Source organism: Pseudomaricurvus sp. HS19 (assembly GCF_009857815.1).
GTDB lineage: Bacteria > Pseudomonadota > Gammaproteobacteria > Pseudomonadales > Cellvibrionaceae > Pseudomaricurvus.
This window is the reverse complement of record NZ_WVVW01000001.1, coordinates 198,811-222,016: the sequence shown is the minus strand read 5'-3', so window position 1 is coordinate 222,016 and position 23,206 is coordinate 198,811. Positions and strand designations below refer to the sequence as shown.

The 23,206-nt window shown below is 59.9% G+C and carries 22 protein-coding genes; 5 read left to right on the top strand and 17 right to left on the bottom strand.

Annotation, left to right across the window (positions count from 1 at the left end):
- The first annotated feature begins 47 nt into the window (after nt 1-47).
- The 4 genes from GSF27_RS00895 to GSF27_RS00880 all read left to right on the top strand — a co-directional run bounded on the left by GSF27_RS00895 (nt 48) and on the right by GSF27_RS00880 (nt 6,371).
- Nucleotides 48-1,211: an efflux RND transporter periplasmic adaptor subunit gene (locus GSF27_RS00895; RefSeq protein WP_160964782.1), complete on the top strand. Its 1,164-nt coding sequence runs from the start codon at nt 48-50 to the stop codon at nt 1,209-1,211.
- Between the two features lie 2 nt (nt 1,212-1,213).
- On the top strand, nt 1,214-4,291 hold the full coding sequence (locus GSF27_RS00890) for an efflux RND transporter permease subunit (RefSeq protein ID WP_160964780.1): 3,078 nt from the start codon (nt 1,214-1,216) through the stop codon (nt 4,289-4,291).
- Nucleotides 4,284-5,741 (top strand): efflux transporter outer membrane subunit, encoded by a 1,458-nt coding sequence (locus tag GSF27_RS00885; protein WP_160964778.1) that lies wholly within the window; start codon nt 4,284-4,286, stop codon nt 5,739-5,741. The genes GSF27_RS00890 and GSF27_RS00885 overlap by 8 nt, the downstream gene beginning before the upstream one ends.
- Nucleotides 5,742-5,834: 93 nt before the next feature.
- Complete coding sequence (locus GSF27_RS00880; protein ID WP_160964776.1) at nt 5,835-6,371, top strand: NADPH-dependent FMN reductase; 537 nt, start codon at nt 5,835-5,837, stop codon at nt 6,369-6,371.
- A 38-nt stretch (nt 6,372-6,409) separates the two neighbouring features.
- Here the strand turns inward: GSF27_RS00880 and GSF27_RS00875 are convergent, their stop codons facing one another.
- From GSF27_RS00875 to GSF27_RS00825, 11 genes are all read right to left on the bottom strand, one after another.
- On the bottom strand, nt 6,410-8,575 hold the full coding sequence (locus tag GSF27_RS00875; protein ID WP_237457322.1) for a xanthine dehydrogenase family protein molybdopterin-binding subunit: 2,166 nt from the start codon (nt 8,573-8,575) through the stop codon (nt 6,410-6,412).
- Nucleotides 8,576-8,579: 4 nt separating this feature from the next.
- Nucleotides 8,580-9,056, bottom strand: a complete 477-nt coding sequence (locus GSF27_RS00870; RefSeq protein WP_202410223.1) for a (2Fe-2S)-binding protein — start codon at nt 9,054-9,056, stop codon at nt 8,580-8,582.
- Entirely contained in the window at nt 9,034-9,846 is an 813-nt protein-coding gene (locus GSF27_RS00865; protein WP_160964771.1) for an SDR family NAD(P)-dependent oxidoreductase, read from the bottom strand. The genes GSF27_RS00870 and GSF27_RS00865 overlap by 23 nt, the downstream gene beginning before the upstream one ends.
- 68 nt (nt 9,847-9,914) lie before the next feature.
- Nucleotides 9,915-10,265, bottom strand: coding sequence for a cyclophilin-like fold protein (locus GSF27_RS00860; RefSeq protein ID WP_160964769.1), 351 nt, complete (start codon nt 10,263-10,265; stop codon nt 9,915-9,917).
- Between the two features lie 148 nt (nt 10,266-10,413).
- The gene (locus tag GSF27_RS00855) at nt 10,414-10,812 is read right to left on the bottom strand and encodes a cupin domain-containing protein (RefSeq protein WP_160964767.1); all 399 of its coding nucleotides are present in this window, start codon (nt 10,810-10,812) and stop codon (nt 10,414-10,416) included.
- Nucleotides 10,813-10,867: 55 nt separating this feature from the next.
- Nucleotides 10,868-11,377, bottom strand: coding sequence for a cupin domain-containing protein (locus GSF27_RS00850; RefSeq protein WP_160964765.1), 510 nt, complete (start codon nt 11,375-11,377; stop codon nt 10,868-10,870).
- A gap of 26 nt (nt 11,378-11,403) precedes the next feature.
- Complete coding sequence (locus GSF27_RS00845) at nt 11,404-12,144, bottom strand: carboxymuconolactone decarboxylase family protein (protein ID WP_160964763.1); 741 nt, start codon at nt 12,142-12,144, stop codon at nt 11,404-11,406.
- Nucleotides 12,145-12,174: 30 nt separating this feature from the next.
- Entirely contained in the window at nt 12,175-13,275 is a 1,101-nt protein-coding gene (locus GSF27_RS00840) for an MBL fold metallo-hydrolase (RefSeq protein ID WP_160964761.1), read from the bottom strand.
- Nucleotides 13,275-14,018 (bottom strand): SDR family oxidoreductase, encoded by a 744-nt coding sequence (locus GSF27_RS00835; protein WP_370462578.1) that lies wholly within the window; start codon nt 14,016-14,018, stop codon nt 13,275-13,277. The genes GSF27_RS00840 and GSF27_RS00835 overlap by 1 nt, the downstream gene beginning before the upstream one ends.
- Before the next feature lie 63 nt (nt 14,019-14,081).
- Complete coding sequence (locus tag GSF27_RS00830) at nt 14,082-15,080, bottom strand: alpha/beta hydrolase (RefSeq protein WP_202410222.1); 999 nt, start codon at nt 15,078-15,080, stop codon at nt 14,082-14,084.
- A gap of 125 nt (nt 15,081-15,205) precedes the next feature.
- On the bottom strand, nt 15,206-16,402 hold the full coding sequence (locus GSF27_RS00825) for an MFS transporter (protein WP_160964755.1): 1,197 nt from the start codon (nt 16,400-16,402) through the stop codon (nt 15,206-15,208).
- Between the two features lie 175 nt (nt 16,403-16,577).
- On the opposite strand from GSF27_RS00825, the gene GSF27_RS00820 reads away from it, so the two are divergent.
- Nucleotides 16,578-17,480 carry a LysR family transcriptional regulator gene (locus GSF27_RS00820; protein WP_160964753.1) on the top strand — a complete coding sequence of 301 codons (903 nt, stop codon included), beginning with the start codon at nt 16,578-16,580 and terminating at the stop codon, nt 17,478-17,480.
- Nucleotides 17,481-17,552: 72 nt separating this feature from the next.
- Here the strand turns inward: GSF27_RS00820 and GSF27_RS00815 are convergent, their stop codons facing one another.
- The 6 genes from GSF27_RS00815 to GSF27_RS00790 form a co-directional block, all read right to left on the bottom strand.
- Nucleotides 17,553-18,833 carry an NAD(P)/FAD-dependent oxidoreductase gene (locus tag GSF27_RS00815; protein ID WP_160964751.1) on the bottom strand — a complete coding sequence of 427 codons (1,281 nt, stop codon included), beginning with the start codon at nt 18,831-18,833 and terminating at the stop codon, nt 17,553-17,555.
- Nucleotides 18,834-18,950: 117 nt separating this feature from the next.
- A complete protein-coding gene (locus tag GSF27_RS00810; RefSeq protein WP_160964749.1) occupies nt 18,951-19,796 on the bottom strand; it encodes an SDR family oxidoreductase in 846 nt (281 codons plus the stop codon).
- A 102-nt stretch (nt 19,797-19,898) separates the two neighbouring features.
- Complete coding sequence (locus GSF27_RS00805) at nt 19,899-20,684, bottom strand: SDR family oxidoreductase (protein WP_160964747.1); 786 nt, start codon at nt 20,682-20,684, stop codon at nt 19,899-19,901.
- Between the two features lie 58 nt (nt 20,685-20,742).
- A complete protein-coding gene (locus GSF27_RS00800; RefSeq protein WP_160964745.1) occupies nt 20,743-21,540 on the bottom strand; it encodes an NAD(P)-dependent oxidoreductase in 798 nt (265 codons plus the stop codon).
- Between the two features lie 92 nt (nt 21,541-21,632).
- Nucleotides 21,633-22,397 carry an SDR family NAD(P)-dependent oxidoreductase gene (locus GSF27_RS00795; protein ID WP_160964743.1) on the bottom strand — a complete coding sequence of 255 codons (765 nt, stop codon included), beginning with the start codon at nt 22,395-22,397 and terminating at the stop codon, nt 21,633-21,635.
- 6 nt (nt 22,398-22,403) lie between these two features.
- Nucleotides 22,404-23,201, bottom strand: coding sequence for a carboxymuconolactone decarboxylase family protein (locus GSF27_RS00790; protein WP_160964741.1), 798 nt, complete (start codon nt 23,199-23,201; stop codon nt 22,404-22,406).
- Nucleotides 23,202-23,206: the final 5 nt, after the last annotated feature.

The window sequence follows — 23,206 nt, the reverse complement described above, 5'->3', positions numbered from 1 at the left end:
CGCACCACCTGAAAAATCGTCAAGCCTTTATTGCCAAGGATTTCCCCATGAATGCGCCCACTTTTACTGCTGCGCCGGAGCAGTCTGCTGCCCACAACAAGCCAGAACTTCACAGCTCACGCTCCCGCAAATTGGGAGCTCTCGCCCTGGCGGTGGTATTTGCCAGCGCCATCTTCGCCGCCCTCTTTGGCTGGAAAAGCTGGCGCGAAGCCGGAGCCGCCCCTGCACCATGGCCGGCAGTCGCCGTCTCTGCACTGCAACTGACCCCCACCGATGTGCCCGTCGCCCTGCGGGCAGTAGGCTCCCTGCGCGCTGTGCGCGAAGTGGCCCTCGCCCCCGAGACCGCCGGGCGTGTGGTAAGTGTTGATTTTGAAGCTGGCCAGCAAGTCGCCGCCAACAGTCTGCTGGTGCAACTGTTTGACGCCCCGGAGCGGGCCGACCGCGCCGCCGCCCTGGCCCAGGCCGACCTGGCCAAAGCACAGTTGCAACGCTCCCGCTCGCTGGCGGCAACCGGCGCTGAAGCAAAAGAGGTGCTGGATCAGCGTATTGCACAGCGGGACCAGGCACTGGCGACGGTGCAGCAGATGGATGCACGTATTGAGCAGAAGCAGATCCGGGCGCCGTTTGCCGGTCAGCTGGGCATCCGGCAGATTGACCTGGGCCAGTACCTCAACCCCGGCGACACCATTGTCACGCTCACCGACACCAGCCAGCTGTTTGTGGATTTCAGTTTGCCGCAGCAGAAATTGCGTTGGCTGCAGACCACTGGCTCCGTAGACATCACCTCCGACGCCTGGCCGAAACGGATCTTCAGTGCCCGCGTGGCAACCATCGAACCCCGGGTCGATCCCGCGACCCGCAATATCCGCGTGCGTGCACTGCTGGATAACGGCGACAGCGCCCTGCGTCCCGGCATGTTCGTCAACGCCGCCCTGCAGCTGCCGCCCGAAACGGATCAGCTGGTACTGCCCGCCACCGCCATCCAGACCACGGCACTGGGGGATAACGTGCTGGTGATACGTGGCGACGAACCGACCCACGGCGGCCAGGCTGACTATGTGCGAGTTACCGTCGAGCGCCGTCTTGGTAATCAGGTGGTAGTCAGCGGCGGCCTTAACGCCGGTGATGTGATCATTACCGAGGGGCAACTGAAAGTACCACCGGGCGCCCAGGTGCAGGTGGCCAAACTCCATAGCGCTGAGGAGCACTGAACATGGCCTTTACCGATCTCTTTATCCGGCGGCCGATTCTCTCCATCGTCGTCAGCCTGTTGCTGCTGATGATTGGTGGCAGCGCCCTGTTTTCACTGCCCATCCGTGAATATCCGGCGATGGAAAGTGCCACCATTACCATCACCACCAACTACCCCGGTGCCACCCAGGACGTGATGCAGGGCTTTGTCACCACCCCCATTGCCCAGGCCGTCTCCACCGCCAGTGGCATTGAATACCTGACTTCCACCTCGACCCAGGGCCGCAGCGAGATCCGCGCCAAACTGGTGTTGAACGCCGACGCTGATCGCTCCATGACCGAGATCCTCTCCAAGGTGCAACAGGTGGCCTACCGCCTGCCGGAAGGCGCGGTAGACCCGGTGATCAACAAGATCACCGATGGCGCCTCGGCGGTGCAGTATGTGGCGTTTATCGCCGATGACCTGCCCATTCCGGTGATTACCGATTTTGCCTCACGGGTAGCCGAGCCCCTGGTCACGTCTGTTCCCGGTGTGGCATCGGTCGAATATGGCGGCGCGCAGACACTGGCCATGCGCATCTGGGTCGACCCGAACCGCCTGGCGGCACACGGCCTCTCCGCCGGTGAAGTCTCTGCCGCGCTGCGGGACAACAATATCCAGGCCGCTCCGGGCCAGATCAAGGACAGCGATACGGTGATCAATGTCACCGCCGCCACCGATGCCAGCAGCCTGGAAGACTTCCGCCAGATGGTAATCAAAAGCGGTGAGCACGGCCTCGTGCGCCTGTCCGACGTGGCCACCATCGAGCTGGGCGGCCAGAACTACGACACCACCTTTGCCAGCAGTGGCAACCGCGCCGTGGTCATGGCCATCTCCCCTACCCCCGATGGCAACCCGCTGGAAATCGTCCAGGCGGTCAAAGACCTGCTGCCGGATATCCAGCGCGTGGCGCCGCCCGGACTCAAGGTCATCAGCCAGTTTGATGTGGCCCACTTTGTAAACGCCTCCATCGACGAAGTGACCCAGACCCTGATTGAAGCGGTGCTGATTGTGGTGCTGGTGATCTACCTGTTTCTCGGCTCGCTGCGTGCCGTGATTATTCCGGTGGTCACCATCCCCCTGTCACTGATTGGCACCGCCGTCCTGATGCTGGCGTTTGGCTTTTCACTCAATATCCTCACCCTGCTGGCGATGGTACTGGCCATCGGACTGGTGGTAGACGACGCCATCGTGGTGGTGGAAAACATTCATCGTCACATTGAGGAGGGGCTGTCACCGGTGCGCGCGGCCCTGGTGGGCGCCCGGGAAATTATCGGCCCGGTGATCGCCATGACCATCACCCTCGCCGCCGTGTACGCCCCGATCGGTCTCACCGAAGGGCTCACCGGCGCCCTCTTCCGCGAGTTCGCCTTTACCCTGGCCGGGGCGGTGTTTGTCTCCGGCGTGGTGGCCCTGACCCTTTCACCCATGATGAGCTCGTGGCTGCTCAACGACCGCGTGAACGAAGGTCGCTTTGCCAAGCTGATCGAACACAATGTGGGACGACTGGAACAGTTCTACGACCGTTTGCTGGGCCATACCCTGTCGGCACGCAGCGCCGTGCTGGCGGTGGGACTGGTGGTGCTGGCAGGCATAGTGCTGCTGTTCGGCGGCGTTAAACGGGAGCTGGCGCCGGCAGAGGATCACGGCTACATCTTCACCTCGGTGAAGGCGCCGCAGTACGCCAACATCGACTACACCTCGCGCAACACCGCTGAAATCCTGGATATCTTTGCCAGCCTGCCGGAGTACGAGAGCAGTTTTATGAACAACGGCGCCGGCGGCCAGAACAACGCCTTCGGTGGTGTCATCATGAAGGAGTGGCAGGAGCGGGAGCGCAGCTCGCAGGAGATCCAGGCCGAGCTCAACGGCCGTGTCGCCGGCCTCACCGGTGTGTTTGCCGCTATCTTCCCGCCACCGCCCCTGCCCGCCGGCAGCGGTGGCCTGCCGGTGCAGATGGTGGTGCGTTCAGCCGATGATTTCCCGACCCTGTACCAGTCGCTGGAAGCCATCAAGGGTGCCGCCTGGGGCAGTGGCCTGTTTGCCTTCGTCGACAGCGACCTCGCATTCGACAGTAACGAAGCGCGTATCACCATCGATCGCTCCAAGGCCGGCGAGCTGGGAGTCAGTATGCAAGCCATTGCCGATACCCTGGCGGTACTGGTGGGCGAGAACCTGATCAACCGCTTTAACTGGCACGACCGCTCCTACGACGTCATCCCCCAGGTACCGGATGGCCAGCGGCTGACGCCGGAAAATCTTGGCGACTACTACGTCAAGGCGGAGTCCGGCGACCTGATCCCGCTCGCCACCGTCATCAATGTGGAGGTACACCCGCAAGCCAACCGCCTGCCACAGTTCAACCAGATGAACTCGGTAACCCTGTCGGCGGTACTGGCACCCGGTGTGACCATGGGTCAGGCCGTAGATTTTCTCAGGCAGCAACCGGTCCCCACCGGCGCCAGCATCGACTGGCTGTCGGACAGCCGCCAGTACGTGACCGAGGGCAACCGGCTGATGGTGTCGTTCGTGTTTGCCCTGGTGGTGATCTTCCTGGTGCTGGCCGCGCAGTACGAATCTTTCCGCGATCCGCTGGTGATCCTGGTGACCGTACCACTGGCAATTTGCGGTGCCCTGATTCCACTCTATCTCGGCTTCACCACGCTCAATATCTACACCCAGATCGGCCTGGTGACACTGATCGGCCTCATCTCCAAACACGGCATCCTGATGGTGGCTTTCGCCAATGAGATGCAGGTTCACGAACAGCTGGACCGTATCACTGCCATTCGCAAGGCCGCGCGGGTGCGGATGCGCCCTATCCTGATGACCACCGCGGCCATGGTGGCCGGCATGGTGCCGCTGCTGTTTGCCAGCGGCGCAGGCTCCGCCAGCCGCTTTGCCATCGGCATTGTAGTGGTGATGGGAATGTTGATCGGCACCCTGTTTACCCTGTTTATCCTCCCCACCGTGTACAGCTTTATCGCCAAGGATCACCGCGCCGCCAGCGTCTCTGAACGCGCCCGGGAATTAATCGAAGGAGACGTCGCTCATGACTGACACCACACTACTGCGCACGGCCCTGGGTGCCCTGCTGGGTCTCTCCCTGATCGGCTGCACCAGCGGACCGGATTTCCAGGCGCCGGCGCTGCCGCCGCAGGCAGCTGCCGCTTTCAGCACCCAGCTGCCAGGCACCGATGCCGCGCACGAACCTCCCGCAGAGTGGTGGAAGCTCTACCGGGATGCCGCACTGGACCACTTGATAGAAAAGGCTCTCGCAGCCAATACAGACCTGCGCGAGGCAGAAGCCAACCTCATGCGCGCGCAGGCCATCTTTGGCGCAAGTCGCAGCGCCCGGCTGCCGGCAACAGAGCTCAGCGCCGGCGCCAGCTATGGCCGCGATCAGGCCAGCTGGCCGGGACCGGAGCAGGCACCCAAGCAGTGGAGTTACAGCGGAGGCCTTGGCATCGCCTACGAAGTGGATCTGTTCGGTCGCGTGCGCCGGGACATTGAAGCCGCCCGCTACAACACCGAGGCGGTTGCCGCCAGCCGCGATGCCGTGCGTCTGGCTGTGGTGGCTGAAACCACCCGCGCCTATGTGGACAGCTGTGCGCTGGGACAGGCCACCGAGGTCGCCACCCGCTCCGTCGAACTGACCCGTCACAGCCTGGACCTGATCCGGCAGCGGCAAGGCTCCGGTGCTGCCACGCAGCTGGATGTAGAGCGGGCAGCCACCAGTCACGCCCAGGCACAGGCCAGCCTGGCGCCCATCGTGGCACAGCGACAAAACCGCCTGCTGGAGCTGGCCGCACTCACTGGTGGCACACCGGCGGATATCCCTGCCGTTGCCGCAAGCTGTAATCAACTACCCACCCTAGCCGCCGAGTTACCGGTTGGCGACGGGGCGCAACTGCTGCGCAGGCGACCAGACGTGCGTGCCTCCGAACGACAGCTGGCGGCAGACACTGCCCGCATCGGCGTTGCCGTCGCCAATTTGTATCCAAACATTACCCTTGGCGCCTCGGCCAACTACCTGCGCAACGACAGCCTGCAGGGTGATCGCAGCTGGTCGTTTGGTCTCGGTCCGTTGATCACCTGGAACTTCCCCAACCAGTTGGCGGCGCGGGCACAGGTACGGCAAGCAGAAGCACAGAGCGCGGCTGCACTGGCCCGCTTTGACGGCACCGTACTGACCGCCCTCAAGGAGGTGGAACAGGCGCTGGCGAGCTACGCCGCCACACTACAGGAGCGGGATGCACTGCAACGTGCCCGTGACTACGCCGGTAACGCTTTCACCCTGGCGCAGGCGCGCTACCAGGCCGGCGCCATTGGCTACCTGGATGTGCTGTTGAGCCAGACCGTGCTGGTGAATACCGAAGCCGCGCTGATTGACGCCGGGCAGCGCCTGGGGTCACAGCGGGTCAGCCTGTTCCTGGCGCTGGGCGGTGGCTGGGATTCGACCGAAGATCCCGCCCCGGAAGCCCGGGGCACCCTTGCCCTATCCTTCTAACTGATAGAAACAGTCCCATTGTGGCTGCTGGTTGACCTTGCAACGTAACAACCAGGAGCCACAATTGGGGTATACCGCACAGGAAACCCAGCTATGAAAATTTTGTCGTTTGCCGCCAGTAACAGCCGTCACTCCATCAACCGCAAGTTGCTGGATTACACCGAGACCCTGTTGCCGGAATTTGAGTTCGAACACCTGGACCTGAACGATTACGAGATGCCCATCTACTCCATTGACCGGGAACACGAAGCGGGGATACCTGACCAGGCGGGACAATTTTTACAGGCGCTGGCAGGTGCCGACGCCCTGATGATCAGTTTTGCCGAGCACAACGGCAACTACACGGTAGCCTTCAAGAATGTGCTGGACTGGTGTTCACGACTGGACCGTAATATCTACCAGCACAAAAAGATGCTGTTACTGTCCACGTCGCCCGGCCAGGGAGGCGGCAGCAATGTGCTGGCCATGGCAGCGGGAGCCGCCAAATTTTTTGCCGGTGAAGTGGTCACCACGCTGTCCATCCCCAGTTTTTATGAAAACTTCGATGAGGCCCACGAGGTACTGACACATACGGCCCTGGCGCAGGAGCTGTCAGATGCAGTCCGGCAGTTCAGGGATGCCATCAGCTGACCACCATCCCCCTGCCGGCAGGGGGATAGCGAACAGGTTTATACAACCAGTCCTTTAAACGGCAGCTTGCGTGGCATCTTGCCGGTGGCCGCGAACAGGGCATTGGCCAGTGCCGGCGCGATGACGGGGGTTGCCGGCTCGCCGACGCCGGTAGGTGGTTCAGCAGAGGGTACAATGTGCACCTCCACTTCCGGCATCTGATTGATGCGCAATACCTGATAGTCGTGAAAGTTGGATTGCTCCACTTCACCATCGCGCAAGGTGATCTCACTCATCAGCGCCGGTGACAAACCGAAGCCAATACCACCTTCCATCTGCGCCCGGATAATATCCGGGTTAATCGCCACGCCACAGTCAACAGCGCAGACCACCTTGCGCAGGCGGTACTTGCCATTGCCGGCGTCTTCGATCTCGGCCACTTGTGCCACTACCGAATGAAACGACTCATGCACCGCTACGCCGCGAAACACCCCGGCGGGCAGAGCACTCCCCCAACCGGCCTTTTCCGCCGCCAGGTTCAGCACCGCCAGATGACGGGGGCTCTCCTGCAGCAGGTGACGGCGATATTCCACCGGGTCAGCACCAGCGGCCTGTGCCAATTCGTCCAGGAAGGTCTCTGTGGAGTAAGCGGTGTGGGTTGATCCCACCGAGCGCCACCACTGAATGGGAATCACCGGCGGTGTGGTGTGCTGGTACACCGCCAGGTTGGGAATGCCGTAGGGAAGATTGTTGGCACCCTCCACGGTGGTGCGGTCGACACCATTGGGGGTATCGATAAACGATGCCACCGCCGCAATGGACTGCCCCACAATATGGTGGCGCCAGGCCAGAGGATAGCCGTCTGCACCCAGGGTGGCAGTCAGCCGATGGACATACATGGGGCGGTAGTACCAGCCGCGCATGTCATCCTCCCTGCTCCACACCAGCTTGATGGGCACCGCAGGTTCATAGGCCTTAACGATCTGCGCCGTCTGCTCCACGTAATCCGATACCGGGTTAGCCCGGCGACCAAAGCTGCCACCGGCCAGCAGCATATTGATTTTTACCTGCTGCTTATCGATGCCAAAGACCCGCGCCACCGTTTCCTGATCACCGCTTTGCCATTGGCAGCCGTACCAGGCTTCGACACCGTCACCCCGTTTCTGCATCACACAGTTGAGCGGTTCCATCGCGGCATGGGCGAGGTAAGGGAATTCGTAATGGGCATCGATAACAGCACCTGCAGCAGACAATCCCGCTTCGGCGTCGCCGGCTTTGGCAGCCACCACACCGGGCTTCTCCAGCTCGGCATGATAGCTTTGTAACAGGCTGGCACTGCTGCCTGTAAACGCGCCACTGTTATCCCACTCGATCTTCAGCGCCTTGCGCCCCTGCTGCGCCGACCAGTAGTCCCGCGCCAGTACGGCGACGCCGGCTGGCACCTGCAATACCTCGACCACCCCTTCCACCTGACGGGTGGCAGAAGCATCGAAGGAGTGCACCACACCACCGGCCTTGGGGGACACCGCAATCACGGCAGTGAGCATATCCGGCAACTGAATGTCCTGGGTAAACTGTGCCTGCCCCGTGGTTTTACCACTGTCCTTGCGCGGCAGCGACTGTCCGATAAGGGTAAATTGCTGCGGTTGCTTGAGTTTTACCTTGCCGGGCAGCGGTTGCGTCGCTGCCAGCTCTGCCAGCTCACCAAAACGGGCACTGCGATTACTGGCATGGTGAGAGACTACCCCGGCTGTCACCGTCACTTCACTGGCAGGCACTTGCCACAGCTGCGCTGCGGCAGCTACCAGCATGGCCCTTGCTGTGGCTCCCGCCTCACGCATCTGCTGATAGGCGTTGCGCATGGCAGTACTGCCGCCCGTGCCCTGACGGACGCCGCCCCAGGCCAGATTGCCATAGCGTGCGGTATCCGCCGGGGCCCCTTCGACCGCCACCCTCGACCAGTCCGCGTCCAGCTCTTCCGCCACCAATGTCGCCAGCCCGGTATAGGCGCCCTGCCCCATCTCCACGTGTTTGGATATCACGATCACGCGATCATCCGGGGTCACGCGCACAAACGCATTGGGTTCAAACTCTCCGGCGGGTCCGGCACCGGAGTTACGCAGGGTTGAGCACCCCGCCACTGAGGTACCAAGCATCAGCCCGGCGCCGCCGTAGGAGAGGTTGCGGAGAAACTGGCGTCGATTCACTTTGCCGAATGCACTCATCTCATCACCCCTTCGCCAGCTTGCCGGCCGCGTCTTTGATGGCGGCGCGAATGCGCACGTAGGTAGAACAGCGGCAGATATTGCCGGACATCGACTGGTCGATCTGCTCATCGCTGGGGTTGGGGTTAATCTCCAGCAGCGCCACCGCCGACATAATCTGGCCGGACTGGCAGTATCCGCATTGCACCACCGCCAGCTCGTCCCAGCTCTGCTGCACCGCTTGCGCCACACCCGACTCAAGCCCTTCTATGGTGGTGACACTCCTGCCCTGCACGACCGCCACCGGCGTCACACAGGAGCGAATGGCAGTGCCGTCCAAATGCACCGTACAGGCCCCGCACTGCGCCATACCACAACCGAACTTGGTACCGGTCAACTGCAGGCGATCACGCAGCGCCCACAGCAGCGGCATGCTCTCATCCGCTTGCAGCACTTGCGACTTGCCATTCAGGGTAAACTCAATATCCACTGTTTTCTCCATCAGGGGTAGCTCCATCAATACCGGACCCGTCCAGTGTGATTCCTGTTAATGTCTGGCACAGTGCCAGCAGTTCGTCCTGCCTGTGCAGGTCACAGGCGCGTGCATCCGGCGTGTGCGGCTGCCGATGGTGAAAATATTTGCCACTGACCTGCGCCGCAGGATCATCCGACACCGCCAGCCAGGTCTGGGTTCGATAACCCTCGTGCAGGTCATCGGTGGCCCGGGGGCCACCCATTTTGGTGGCCACCCAACCGGGATCCACCGCGTTGCACAACACCTGCGGCCTGCACCGGGCAACCGCGAACGCCAACACGGTCAACAGCAGCTTGCTCTCCGAGTAAGCCGCTTCCGCACTCCACTGGCGCTGTGCCCAGTTGCAGTCAGCGAGGTCGGCACTGGCTCCCTGATGCATGCTCGAACTCAGGTAGACCAGGCGGGCCGGCACATGCATCAAAGCTGTCAGCACATAAGGCGCCAGTACATTCACCGCAAACACACTGGACAGCCCATCAGCGGTGATCTGGCGCTGCAGCGGTAATACGCCGGCATTGTGGATCACGGCATCGAAGCCGCCAATGCGGTTGGCATCCCTGGCAACCTTGCGCATCTCATCGACACTGGACAGGTCACCAACCACCACCTCCAGGGCTGCCGGTAACCGGGCACGCAGTTCATCGGCCCGCTGTGTATTGCGCGCGTGCACAACAACGGCATGGCCGTCTGCCAACAGTTGCTCCGCTGCCAGAAAACCCAGGCCATCGCTGGATCCTGTGATAAAAACTCTGGCCATTTGCTCCGCCTCCTCGACCCCTGTCCCCGGTTAACTTCGCAACCGGTGTTGCAAGGCCATAACGCTACTTAGTCCATAACCTCAAACACCGCCGTAAAGGGTCCCGACTGCTGCAGTAACCCGATACCGTTCTCAATATGCCCCAGCTTCACCAGCCCGTTGGAGTAACCAAAATCGCGATAAAAAATGGCAAGATTTCCCCAGGGCGCGAAGTAGGTAATATCGCCCACCACCGGGTCCATGCCTTTCGGCGCCCCGGCCGTGGTGAGTTTCTGTGGCAGGTCACTGATTTTTTCAGTCTTGTGGTAATCCTCCAGCGTCAGGGTCAGCGGCAGCAGTGCCGCAAAGGCCCGGGCTGAGGCGTTATCGTCGAGGGTTGCCACCACGTGTGAATCACCAATTGTGATACGTATTTGCATGATTTCCGGATCCGCTTGCAGGGAATTGTTTTGCGGGGATGAGGGCGAGGCCACAACGACGGGTATCAATCCCGGGGCCGCCGTCAGAAGTGTGGCAAATAACATCACCAATGGCAGCCACCGAACTCTCGCCAGCAACCGTGTCACACTAGCTGCCATATTGCTCGTCGGTAACAGGTTCCAGCCAGTCGACGTTTTTGCCATCCAGCATCTCCTGTACGGCGATATGGCTCATGCCGGTGGTCGCCGTGGCGCCGTGCCAGTGCTTGTGACCCGGCGGACACCAGATGGTATCACCAGCGCCCACCTCTACCCGCTCTTCACCGTCACACTGGGTCCAGCCCTTGCCAGCAGTCACGATCAGCAATTGCCCCAGGGGATGTGTGTGCCAGTTGGTACGCGCACCGGGTTCAAAGGTCACCAGTGCTGAAGTGATGCGGGACGGCTCCTGTGCCACCATGTGAATGGGATCGATGCGCACATCGCCGGTAAACCAGTCTGCCGGTCCCTTGATGGAGGTTTGCGAACCATTTTTTGTCAGGATCATGGTGTTCTCCTTAATTGCCTCTGCGTGTTACACACCGTAAGACTATTGCTATGACTTACGGCTGAGCGTTACGGTAGACCTCATCTGTGACCTGCTCTTTCCAGACCACATTGGCGCCATCCTTACTGGCAGTAACCACCAGGTGGGTCATGGCACTCTCCGCCGTCGCACCGTGCCAGTGATCAATACCCGGTGGGCACCAGAGTGCATCGCCTTCGCTGATTGTTATCACCTTGCCATCACGGGTGCCGGTGAGACCGGTACCGGAGGTCACCACCATATGCTGTCCCGCGGGATGTGAATGCCAAGCGGTTCTGGCTCCAGGCTGAAACGTCACGTAAGCACCACCATAGTGAGCTGTGTCATTACCGGGGAAAAGCATGTCGACTTTCACATCACCGGTGAAATATTCATCCGGACCGGTGAACGACGCTTGCGAACCACTTTTATAGTAGACCTGAGCTGCGTCAGTGGCGGCGGATTTTTCTGCTGCCACGGTACACGTGGAAAACACCACCAATAACAGTGACAGTGCGGACTGAAGAGATTTGATTACAGATTGCATCCGGGGCGCTCCTGTACAGCGAAGTTCTAATCGGTAAGGTTCATGGCTTTCACCGCCGCGGCGGCTGAAAAGGCACGGGGCCAGCCGGCGTAGAACGCCAGTTGTGTAATCACCTCCCCGACCTCTGAAGGCTTGAGGCCATTACCGATGCCCTTGCCCACATGCACAGGTATCTGCTCCACATTGCCCTGGGTAATCAGCGCACTGATAGTCACCAGGCTGCGATCCCGAGGTGTCAGGTCATCTCGCAACCACAGGTCGCCATTGAGGGCAGTATTGGAAAAGTGGGCCAGGCCGGGAGAGACATCGCCCACCATGGATAGCACCACTTCCCGTTGCGCCTTCGCAGCCGCTGCGTCCGCCACCGGTTTGGCCTGCGCCAACGCCAGGCTGGAGAGCTCTACGCCCTGCTCCTGAAAGACCCGGGCCAGTACCGCTTCCGCTTCAGCAGCGGCGCTGATACCGGAATAGTAGGCAATGTGTGTGACAGCTCCCGCCAGCTCCTGTGGTTTGACACCATTTTCAAGCGCCAGGGTAAACTGGAACGGCAATTCCAGCAGCTGCCCCTGGGCGACCAGAGCAGTGACCGTCACCAGGCTGCGATCGCGTTTGTTCAGCTCCTTGCGCTCCCACAGCTCGCCAAACACCACCTGTTTGACGTCATTATTCAGGTTGGGAGTTGCGGCCAGTGCGTTGGGCTTGTCCGCACCAAATGCCGAGGTTGCACTGGCGGCCATCATGGCCAGAAAAAGAGAGTAGGCTTTCATAGCGTCTCCTGATTGTTGACTGTTGTTGAGTTACCACCAGTTGCGGAACAACCGGGTATCCAGCTCTGACAGATGAACAGCCTCTCCCGGCAGCGGCGTCAGCAGCCGATAGCCGCGGCCTGCACTGGCAGCAGCCATACGCTGAAAAGGTTCATCCCAGGCGTGACGGGCCAGCGCGAAGCGCCCTACATGGGCGGGCATCAGCGCCTTTGCACCCAACTCTTCCGCGGCCTTTGCCGCATCTTCCGGCGTCATATGTATATAGGCCCAGCGCTGGTCGTACTGCCCCTGATCCAGCACCACCAGATCAAAATCGCCAAAACGCCGGGCAATATCTGCGAAGTGAGGACCATAGCCACTGTCACCACTGAACAGCAGGCGTCGCTTTGGGGTTTCCAGAACGATACCAACCCACAGCGTCTGGTTACGTTTCAGTGCCCGCCCCGAATAGTGCCTGGCCGGGATAAAGTGCAACGTCACTTCATTGGACAGTTCCACGGAGTCATACCAGTCACCTTCAACAACCTTTGCAGGCTCATAACCCCACTGCCGGAAGTAGGAGCCCACTCCCAGGCCACAGGCCACCTGCCCTACCTTTGGTTTCAGGCTAAGTACCGAACTGTAGTCCAGGTGATCCCAGTGATCATGGGTAATCAGCAGGTGATCAATGGGAGGCATCTCCGCCGCAGAGAAGACGGTGGTACCGACAAAAGCCTTGTTGATGAACGACACCGGCGATGCCGCTTCGCTGAAGACCGGATCGATTAACAGGCGTTGGCCAGCCAACTGCACGTAGTAGGAAGAGTGGCCCAGCCAGATCACCATATCCTGCTGGCTGTCGAGTGTGTCGAAGCCAGGATCCTCCACAGGCAGCGCGGCATCCGGTCGCACCCGGTCACTGGTGGTACGCCGGTTTTCGATCAGCACGAAAGCCATGGACTGCTGCTCGGTAAAAAGCGGGGTATCCAGCTGGTTGCGAAACTCTCCGTCAACGTAGTTGGGCGACGCCTGTATCGCAGCCAGGTGCTCGCCATTCGGCAAGCGACCGAACTTCGGGTGCTGCAGAAACAGAGACACACCCACCACCGCCAACAGCACGGTGGCAACAAGGCTATAAAGCATGATTTTCATCAGATAGGCTGCGCCGTGGGCCGGAACAGGATTTCATTCACATCCACATCGTCGGGCTCGTTAATAGCAAAGGCCACTACCCGTGCAAAACTGTCCGGCCGCAGCGCCACCTGTTTGGCGAACTCACGGGTTTGCGCCTGAATCTCCTTGTCACTGATGTGATCCAGCAGCTCGGTGGCCACCAGACCGGGCGACACAATGGTAGTGCGAATATTGTAGGGCTTTACTTCCTGGCGCAGGCCTTCAGACAGTGCCCGCACCGCAAACTTGGTGGCGCAATAGACGGTCGCGTCCGGCCCCAGCTTGTGCCCATAGACCGACGCCACATTGATAATGTGGCCGGATTTCTGCTGTTGCATCTGAGGCAGCGCAGCAGCAATGCCGTACAGGGTACCCTTCAGGTTCACATCGATCATGTGATCCCACTCATCGGTCTTCAGGTCTTCCATGGGCGCCAGGGGCATAACGCCGGCGTTATTAATAATCACATCCAGCTTGCCGAAGCTCTGCACCGCCGTATCGACCAGATGCTGTACCTGCGCCTTGTCGGTGACATCAGTAACCACCGCTTTGGCGCGATAGCCTGCCGCTACCAGCTCCTTTTCCAGCGTAACAATACGGTCCTCCCGGCGTGCAGCAAGAACAACCACAGCGCCCCGCTCTGCCAGATGCCGCGCCGCCGCTTCACCATTGCCGCTGCTGGCACCGGTAATGACGATGACCTTGTCTTTAACGTTATCAATCATGAGGTTTTACTCCTGCAAAGGTGGCCAGGGAGAACAGTTACGCACTGACCAGCCCACAACTCAGTCGAGGTTTTCGGTAAAAAACGCCTGCAGCTTGTCGAAGGGAATCTTGTCCATCTGATCGTAGAGATCGGTGTGATTGGCACCCTCGATAATCATCAGCTCCTTCGGCTCTGCCGCCGCTTCATAGGCGGTTTCGCTGAAGTAGCGGGAGTGGGCGATTTCACCGTGAATCAGCAGCGTTGGACGCGGCGATATTTCATCGATGTAGGAGAGCAGCGGCATATTCATAAACGATAGCGGCGTGGTCAGGGTCCACGAGGCGTTGGAGTTGATGGCGCGAGGGTGAAAACCGCGCTCCTTCGACTTGTAGTAACCGGCATACTCCACCACGAACTGTGGCTCACCGCCCTGCAGCTCCAGTGACACAGGACCCACTGCGGGTGCGCCGTTTTCAGCATCCGCCCAACGCTGCTGACTCAAATGCTCCAGCGCCGCAGTGCGCTCCTCTTTGGTCATGCTGTCGTTGTAGCCTTTGGACATGACACGGGTCATGTCGTACATGGTGCTGGCGGCTACCGCCTTGATGCGCTTGTCCACAGCAGCGGCGTTCAGGGCCATACCGCCCCAACCGCAGATACCGATGATGCCGATGCGCTCGCGATCCACATTCGGCTGCAGGCCGAGAAAGTCCACCGCAGCACTGAAATCTTCGGTATTGATATCGGGCGACGCCACATGGCGTGGCTGGCCACCACTTTCGCCGGTGTAGGACGGGTCAAACGCCAGGGTAATGAATCCACGCTCTGCCATGGTTTGGGCGTAGAGCCCCGAAGACTGCTCCTTCACCGCACCAAAGGGGCCACTCAGCGCCAAAGCCGCCAGTTTGCCGGTAGCGCCTTTAGGCTGGTACAGGTCGGCGGCGAGGGTGATGCCGTAGCGATTGGTAAAGGTCACCTTCTTGTGGTCGACCTTGTCGCTCTTTTTGAACGTTTTGTCCCACTCATTGGTGAGTTCCAGGGATGCCTGTGCGGCGACGGACGCAGATGCAATGCTCATGGCAGCAATTCCTCCAGTTAATTTCAGTAACGTACGGCGATCAATCCCGGCGTCGCCGCTTTGACTCTTCTCTGTGTGTTCGTTCATCTCATATCTCCGTTTCAAATTTGTAGTACACAAGGGCACTAAATGCCCTGTGGCTTTAACAACTGTTTGCCCGACCCCACCAGCAGCAGCGCCAGCCCCGAGAGCACAACACTGGCGATAAAGGTGGCGGTAATTCCCGTGTAATCCAGCAACACGCCGCCCAGCGCGGCCCCCAGCAGAATGGCGGCCTGAATCGCCGCAACCATCAGGCTGCCGGCGGCTTCCGGCGCGTCGTCAGCGGTCTGCGACAGCCACGCCATCCAGCTGATGGGCAAGGCGGTATTCATGGCCCCCCAGACAGCGAGCAAACCGGCTACCACAAACAACTGGCTGCCGAAGGCCAGCAAGCCCAGAGTCACTATCGCCATCACCGCCGGCGTCAGCTGCAGCAGCCGCACAATATGTGTATTAGCAAACCTGCCGCCGGCCCAGGTGCCGAGGAAACCCACTACACCCAACACCAGGAACAGGCGTGTCAGAGTCGGCACATCTGTGCCGGTCACGGTTTCCAGAAACGGGCGCAGGTAGGAGAACATGGCAAACGCTCCGGCAAAGGCACAAATCACGGCCACCATGCCCCGGGCGAAATGAGGACGCTGAAGGATTTTCCTTAGATCGTTGAAGGATAGACGCTCATTAGCGGGCAACGAGGGCAACACCCACCATTGCCAGAGCAGGTTAACCGCAGCGACCGGCACCATCAGGCCAAAGACGCCTCGCCAGCCGATAACATCCCCCAGGTAGCTACCAATGGGGGCAGCAAAGGCTGCAGCCGCCGCCTGACCGGTAAACATCACTGCCAGCGCTCTTGAGACCTCCTGCGGGGGGACCAAACGCATGACCACCGCGGTACCCAGCGCCCAGAAGCCGCCAATGCAGATGCCCAGTATGGCGCGCGACAACATAAGCACGGCAAAGTTGGGGGCTGCAGCCATGAGCGTCAACGACAGCACCATCAGTGCGGTCATCACCAACAGCACATGGCGGCGATCCAGCCGACCCGCGGCCGTAGTCATCAACAGACTGGCCACCACCGCAAACAGGCCACTCACAGAGACTGCCTGCCCCGCCTGACCTTCAGTCGCCCCCAGGCCATCGGCAATGGGGGTCAGCAGGCTTACCGGCATAAACTCCGAGGCAATCAACAACGCGACGCACAAGGACATTGACGCCACCGCTCCCCAGGCATTGGCGGTCTGACGGGTCTCTTCTGTTACTGCAAGCTGGGTGGTCATGGGTCTTGTGTCTCAACGCTCGATGTCTGTGACTTACGAGACACAGGTTACTGGTCATACCGCTGTACAACAATTAGCCTGCATTCATCAGAACAATGAACTGTATGCATCAATAAAGACTTATAAAGGGAGTTTTAGCGGATATAATGTGACCATCACATACCAGGAAAGATCAATGAAACGTGAAGACTTAGGCGACCTGGCCCTGTTCATGACTGTCGCGGAAGAGAAAAACTTTACCCGTGCCGCCGTGCGACTGGGGCTGTCCCAGTCTGCGGTAAGCCACGCCGTGCGCCGGCTGGAGGACTCCATCGGCACCAAGCTGCTCAACCGTACCTCGCGTCGTGTCTCCACCACCGAAGCGGGGGAAAACCTGCTGGCGGCCCTGCGACCGGGTTTCGGACAGATCAATGCCCGCATTGAGGAGCTGCGCCTGCTGGGTGATACCCCGCGGGGCCTGGTGCGCCTGAGCGCCAGCAAAGCCGTCGCACGATCGGTGCTCTGGCCAACCCTGTCGCAGATCGTGCGGGACTACCCGGAGATCCAGATTGAACTGAGCCTGGAGAGCCGGTTAAGCGAACTGGCGGAGGACCGCTTTGACGGCGGCGTGCGGCTACTGGAATTTGCCAGCCCGGACATGATTGCGGTGAAAATCGGGCCGCCCATCCGTATGGCCGCGGTGGCCTCCCCGGAGTACTTCCGCAAGCACGGTGTGCCGACTCACCCCTCGGAACTGGACGACCATGCCTGCCTGACGCTGCGCTTTCACTCCCATGCTCCAACCTACGACTGGGAATTCGAGAAAGATGGTGAAGAGATTATCAAAAAGGTAAACGGCCCCTTTATCTTCAGCGAAAGCGACTTCAGCGTTGAAGCCGCCAGGGAAGGTTTCGGAATCGCCTTTGTCACCGAGCCGGAGGTGATGGAGGATATTGAGGATGGCACCCTGCGCCGCGTACTGAGCGACTGGTGCCCGCCATTTGATGGCTTCTGCCTCTGCTACTCTGGTCGCAGGAATATCAGTTCAGCGTTTCAGCTGGTGATTGACCGGCTGAGGTATCGGGAAGATGTGTCGTGAACAACCAGCCGTCCGGATGCCAACCAGCTGCGACACAGTTCCCTGCACCATGGCGATGATAACCAGCAGCAGTTAATGCAATTTCATCCGTGGCCGTACCAGCCGGTTAAACCGCCCGGCCAGTAACAGCATCAACGTGCGGGGCCAACCGTAAAGCGCCGCCTGGTGCAGGCGATAGAGACTGATGTACATCATGCGGGCGAGCCAGCCTTCGACGAAAAAGTTGCTGCCACGCAGGTTGCCCATAAGGTTACCAACGGACGTAAAGCTGGACAGAGACACCAGCGAACCGCGATCCCGATAGACAAAAGGTTGCAGTGGCTTCATCCCGATCAGGTGTTCCAGGTTGCGAGCCAATGTGATCGCCATCTGCTGGGCTGACTGGGCACGGGGTGGCACGTTCTTGCCGTGACCATCCGGGCAGGCGCAACAATCGCCGAAGGCAAAGATGTAGGGGTCTGTGGTTCGCAGCTCCTGCGACACCACCAGCTGGTTTACCCGGTTGGTCTCGAGCCCGAGGGTGGTCAGAATTTCCGGCGCCTTGATCCCCGCCGCCCACACCAGCAACTCCGCTGCAATGACCTCGCCCTCGCTGGTGACAAAGCCCTCAGCCGTAGCTTCTTTCACCATGGTTCCTGTGTGCACTATCACTCCCATGGCTTCCAGCTGTGTATGGGCGGCCTTGGCAATACTTTCATTCAATGGCGGCAGGATACGGGGGGAGGCTTCTATCAGGTGCACACGCAGCTTGCTGCGGTCCAGGTGCTGGTGACCATAGAGCTTGAGCATGTCCACGGCGTGGTGAATCTCCGCCGCCAGCTCTACACCGGTGGCACCGGCGCCCACTATGGCTATCTCAATGACGGCGGAGGAGTAGTTGGCAGCCATGCAGGTGTTGAGAAAACGCTCATGAAAGCGATCGGCCTGTTCGCGGCTATCGAGGAACAGACAGTGCTCACGTACACCGGGCGTACCGAAATCGTTGCCGTGGGACCCGATGCTGAGCACCAGAATATCGTAGTCGAGGCTCCGCTCAGGCAGGACAGTGTCACCGCTGGAACTGAGGATGGGCGCCAGGGTAATCCGCTTCTCAGCCCTGTCCACCGCTGTCAGGGTTCCCAGCTCAAAACTGTAGTGATTCAACCTGGCATGTGCACGATAGTCGACGGCGTCCAGGTCAGAATCGATAGCCCCGGTGGCGACTTCGTGAAAACGCGGCTTCCAGACATGGACTGAGCCTGAGTCCACCATGGTGATATCTGCCAGCCCCTTCTTGCCCAGCCGTTTACCAAGACGAGTGGCCAACGGTAATCCCCCGGCACCTCCCCCAACAATCAGAATACGAACTGACATAGCACCTGCCTGCAACGCTTCCCCATGAGTTTATACTCATAATAGCCTGCGCAAGCTCTGGTGCAATACTACTGAAGCCGCCCGGGTATGGGACTTTAGCGTTACGGTGTTGCGGTATCACACTGGTCGCTTGGGCAGCCCCAGGTCACCACTGGCAATATCCAGAATTTTCTGATGGATAAACGCATCCGGGTCTGCAGCGTGTTGCTGCATCACCTCCACCACCTGTTCATGGGTGGGGATAAAAATTTTCCCGGTCTCCATTCCATCCGCCAGCACCACGGCTGACTGCTCCGCACTCATCAGACCAAACTGAGAGCCGGGCCCACTCATCACAGCGTCCTCGGACCAGCTCTTCATGGATTTCATCACATTGGTCATAACCGGGCCCGGACAGAAACAGCTGACACGTATACCTTTGGGCTCCAGGTAGAGCGCCAGGGATTCCGACAGTGCGACCACTGCTGCCTTGGAGGCGGCGTAGGGAATGCGATTGGAAGCGTAGGGGTAGAGCCCTGAGAAAGAGGCCGTATTCACGATGTGGCCGCGACCACGTTGCAATAGCTTTGGCAGAAAGATGTGATTGCTGCGAACCACCGGCATCAGGTTTAGATCGATAATCCGTTGCCACTCTGCAGGAGGCACGTCCTCAGGATTGCCGGAGACAATAACGCCGACATTGTTGACGACGATATCAATCTCACCGAATGCCATCTCTGCTTGCTCGATCGTTGACTGAACAGACTCATCACTGGTGACATCGCACAGAAATACGGCCGCTTCTCCACCGGCGGCGGTAATACTGGCCACGGTCTCCTGCGCACCTTCGACATCAATATCCGCCACCGCCACTCTGGCTCCACGGCGGGCAAATTCCAGTGCGATAGCGCGTCCAATTCCGTTGCCACCACCGAAGATCAGGGCTGACTTGTTCGCAAAGCAGTTATGACTTTCTGTGGCCATGGCTTCCCTCTGGCTCATTGTTATTATTGTTCAGTGCTGGAAATATTGCAGGTGAGAGACCGATTCGCCCGCTCCGCGGGCGAATCGCACTGGCAGAATGTATCAGGGACGCAATACCCAGCCGCCGTCCACATTCAACACCTGACCGGTAATCCAGTCACCAGCATCGGAACAGAGCAACAACAGCGAGCCCACCAGCTCATCCGGCTCACCGCGCACACGCTTGGCCACACTGGCCTGCAGGAACTGGAAGAATGGTGAATCGTCAGGCACCAGCTGTTTGCCCGCATCACTGGTCACATTACCCGGGGCAATGGCGTTAACATTAATATTCTCGCGACCCAGCTGCCTTGCCAGCGTGGTGGTCAGACCTACCAGAGCCAGCTTGCTGATACCGTAGATGGATACTGCCGGAAAGGCACCACCGGAGGTCTGGTTGACGATCTTGCCACCGCCGCGCTTGCGCATCAGCGGCACAATGGCCTGCACACAATTCAGCGCACCAGTCACATTGACGTTCATGATGCGGTTCCACTCATCAATGCCGACGTCTACCGCCTGCTCGGATTTCAGCTCAGCCATGAGGGCGGCGTTGTTCACCAGAATGTCCACACCGCCAAACTCGCCTTCGGCCTTGGCCGCCATGGCTTTGACAGACTCCGGATCGGTAATATCCACCTGCACGGCGAGCGCCTTGCCACCCGCCGCCTTGATCTCTTCGGCTACAGCCATGGCACCTTCCAGGTTGAGGTCTGCGACCACCACCGCGGCACCGGCAGCAGCCAGTCCCAGGGAGTAAGCGCGGCCGATGCTGTTGCCGCGACCGCCGGCACCGGTGACCACAGCAACCTTATCCTGCAATTTGAATTGTTCGGTTGTAAATGTCATAAATTTTTCTCCCGCCCCGGCCTTGCCGGTGCTGAATTTCGTTATTGAATCGTCGTTATCAGTTTTCCAGCGCCGCCTTGAGGAAGGCCTGCGCGGTGTCGTGAATCAATGGGTAAGAGGGATCATCACCCAACGCTTCGCCCAGCAGACCTACGTCTTTGTTGAGCATGCGGGCACCGTGAGCAAAGTCGGAAGGCTTACCGATACGACTGCCCACATCGAACGCAAAGCTACGTCCACTACTGACCTTCACCAACTGAATGAAAGCGTCACGATCCACACCCAGTGCAGCTGCGGCAGCCAGCGATTGATGGGCTATGGCAAGATTGGCCGCCATCATGGAGTTGTTCACCAGCTTGGCCATCTGACCCGCGCCCACATCACCCAGGTGAATCAGCAAACCGCTGAAGGTCTCCAGCACCGGGCGCATCTTCTCCAGTGCCTCATCGCTGCCACCCACCATCACAGTGAGGGTTTTGTCGGCAGCGGCACTGCCGCCACCGCTGACCGGGGCATCTATCAGGTAAATACCACGCTCACCGGCAGCAGCCGCCAGCTCCCGACACAACTGCGGGTGCACCGTGGAGTGGATGGCAATGCAACCGCCGGTGGCCATGGCCGGGATCAGCTCATCGCAGACCTGACGCACACCGTTGTCGTCCACCACACAAATGCCGCAGAACTGCACCTGTTCACCCAGCTCCCGCACACTGCCGGCAAAGCTGGCACCGCTGTCGGCGTAAGGCTCCAGTGATTCCGGGCGACGCGCCCAGAGCACAGTCTCATAGCCGGCATCGATAATAGCCTGGGCCATGGGAGCACCCTGGCTGCCGAGGCCGATAAATCCGCATTTCATAGTTGTTGTTCCTGTCTCAATGCACTCCCAAAGCAGCACCCCTGCGAAATCGCTCGCGCAGCCTCCGCTCCGGGAATGGATCAGTGCAGCTGTTAACCCGCAGTAATACCGTTATCAATGGAGATACAGTTACCGTGGTAACCACGGGCTGCATCAGAAGCCATAAACGCCACCGCGTTGGCCACGTCCTCCACTTCCACGGTACCGCGCAGTGGCTTGAAACGAGCCATGAGGCTGTGATCCAGATCCTGCGGCATGTTCATAAAGCTGGAGACAATATTGGTCACCATGCCACCAGGCGCTACCGCATTGATACGGATGGGCTTGTGCATGTACTCCATGGCCATGGCCTTGGTGAGGTTGGTCAAACCCGCCTTGGTTGCGCAGTAAGCAGCCGCGTAGGCCTCACCCATAAAGCTGGCTGAAGACGTGACGTTCACAATGGCACCATTCTGCTCCAGCAGGTGGGGAATCGCCGCCTGCGACAGGAAGAACGGGGCGCTCAGGTTCACCGCCATGGTGGTGTCCCACTGCACCTGGGTCATATCGGTGGAGTGGTTGAAGAAGATCACGCCAGCCACATTGCAGAGAGCATCCAGACGACCAAATTTCTCGACGCTTTCCGCCACCACTGCGTCGCAATTCTCTTTTTTCGACAGATCCGCCGGGCGCACAAGACACTCAACCCCCAGCTCCGCAATCGCCGCAGCCGTCTCTTTCAGCCCGTCTTCGTTCAGGTCCACCACACACACATTGGCGCCGGCTTTGGCCAGGGCGATGGCGGTGCCACGACCCAGGCCGGAAGCAGCGCCGGTTACCAGTGCGGCCTTGCCGCTCATATCACTTGCTTGTTGCATTGGTTTTTACTCCTTTGGCTTGCCGTCCCAGGTCAGGCCCTTCTTAACTTTTTCTGCCATTTCAAACACCACGCCCTGCACGTAGGAGGCCCGCGGCCAACCGGCGTGTACGGCGTACTGCAGCACAAACTCATTCATCTCTTCATAGCTGGCGTTACCGCTGGCCATGGCACCGTAAATGTGGGTGCGGATGGGGGTCTCCGCGGAGGAGTTGGCAACCCCCACCAGCGTCAGCCAGCGACGGCTGCGCTGATCAAGGCCAGGTCGATGCCAGGCTTCACCAAACACGAAGTTGAGGATACCGCCCTCAAAATAGGGCGCTACCGGAGGTGGTCCGCCGAAGGTCATGACATTATGGAACTCTGCCGCGCCCTCCTGCAGTCGCACCTGCGGGTCCCAGGCTTCCGCGCGGATGGGCTCAAAACCTTCCTGCGTCAGGCCCAGCTCTTCAACCGCTCTGGTGATCGCCTGATCGACAGCGGCACCGCTGTCCCAGCCACCGTAGATGGCACAATGCAGCGCAGCTTCCCGCAGCTCCAGCTGGCTGAGTTCATTCGTAGCCAGTGCACCACGCACGTAATCGCACAGGCGCTCGCTCATGACGCCCTTCTCGGACGCGGTAGCGATGGAAATCAGGTAACGGGCGCGCAGATCGAGCCCGCCCCGCGTCCACACTTCGGCAAAGATGTAATCCCGCCAGGAGGACTGGTACAGGGTTTCCGGTTCAGCGGCGGACTTGGCCAGCCGCGTTTCCAATTGTTCCTGGCCACGCTCCGAGCGCGCTTTTGGGTCGAGTAGAGTCATTATTC

What these genes read in the sequence shown, in the direction of transcription:
- GSF27_RS00895 (WP_160964782.1), top strand. Translation starts at nt 48, where the DNA reads ATGAATGCGCCCACTTTTACTGCTGCGCCGGAGCAGTCTGCTGCCCAC.
- GSF27_RS00890 (WP_160964780.1), top strand. Translation starts at nt 1,214, where the DNA reads ATGGCCTTTACCGATCTCTTTATCCGGCGGCCGATTCTCTCCATCGTC.
- GSF27_RS00885 (WP_160964778.1), top strand. Translation starts at nt 4,284, where the DNA reads ATGACTGACACCACACTACTGCGCACGGCCCTGGGTGCCCTGCTGGGT.
- GSF27_RS00880 (WP_160964776.1), top strand. Translation starts at nt 5,835, where the DNA reads ATGAAAATTTTGTCGTTTGCCGCCAGTAACAGCCGTCACTCCATCAAC.
- GSF27_RS00875 (WP_237457322.1), bottom strand. Translation starts at nt 8,575, where the DNA reads ATGAGTGCATTCGGCAAAGTGAATCGACGCCAGTTTCTCCGCAACCTC.
- GSF27_RS00870 (WP_202410223.1), bottom strand. Translation starts at nt 9,056, where the DNA reads ATGGAGAAAACAGTGGATATTGAGTTTACCCTGAATGGCAAGTCGCAA.
- GSF27_RS00865 (WP_160964771.1), bottom strand. Translation starts at nt 9,846, where the DNA reads ATGGCCAGAGTTTTTATCACAGGATCCAGCGATGGCCTGGGTTTTCTG.
- GSF27_RS00860 (WP_160964769.1), bottom strand. Translation starts at nt 10,265, where the DNA reads ATGCAAATACGTATCACAATTGGTGATTCACACGTGGTGGCAACCCTC.
- GSF27_RS00855 (WP_160964767.1), bottom strand. Translation starts at nt 10,812, where the DNA reads ATGATCCTGACAAAAAATGGTTCGCAAACCTCCATCAAGGGACCGGCA.
- GSF27_RS00850 (WP_160964765.1), bottom strand. Translation starts at nt 11,377, where the DNA reads ATGCAATCTGTAATCAAATCTCTTCAGTCCGCACTGTCACTGTTATTG.
- GSF27_RS00845 (WP_160964763.1), bottom strand. Translation starts at nt 12,144, where the DNA reads ATGAAAGCCTACTCTCTTTTTCTGGCCATGATGGCCGCCAGTGCAACC.
- GSF27_RS00840 (WP_160964761.1), bottom strand. Translation starts at nt 13,275, where the DNA reads ATGAAAATCATGCTTTATAGCCTTGTTGCCACCGTGCTGTTGGCGGTG.
- GSF27_RS00830 (WP_202410222.1), bottom strand. Translation starts at nt 15,080, where the DNA reads ATGAGCATTGCATCTGCGTCCGTCGCCGCACAGGCATCCCTGGAACTC.
- GSF27_RS00825 (WP_160964755.1), bottom strand. Translation starts at nt 16,402, where the DNA reads ATGACCACCCAGCTTGCAGTAACAGAAGAGACCCGTCAGACCGCCAAT.
- GSF27_RS00820 (WP_160964753.1), top strand. Translation starts at nt 16,578, where the DNA reads ATGAAACGTGAAGACTTAGGCGACCTGGCCCTGTTCATGACTGTCGCG.
- GSF27_RS00815 (WP_160964751.1), bottom strand. Translation starts at nt 18,833, where the DNA reads ATGTCAGTTCGTATTCTGATTGTTGGGGGAGGTGCCGGGGGATTACCG.
- GSF27_RS00810 (WP_160964749.1), bottom strand. Translation starts at nt 19,796, where the DNA reads ATGGCCACAGAAAGTCATAACTGCTTTGCGAACAAGTCAGCCCTGATC.
- GSF27_RS00805 (WP_160964747.1), bottom strand. Translation starts at nt 20,684, where the DNA reads ATGACATTTACAACCGAACAATTCAAATTGCAGGATAAGGTTGCTGTG.
- GSF27_RS00800 (WP_160964745.1), bottom strand. Translation starts at nt 21,540, where the DNA reads ATGAAATGCGGATTTATCGGCCTCGGCAGCCAGGGTGCTCCCATGGCC.
- GSF27_RS00795 (WP_160964743.1), bottom strand. Translation starts at nt 22,397, where the DNA reads ATGCAACAAGCAAGTGATATGAGCGGCAAGGCCGCACTGGTAACCGGC.
- GSF27_RS00790 (WP_160964741.1), bottom strand. Translation starts at nt 23,201, where the DNA reads ATGACTCTACTCGACCCAAAAGCGCGCTCGGAGCGTGGCCAGGAACAA.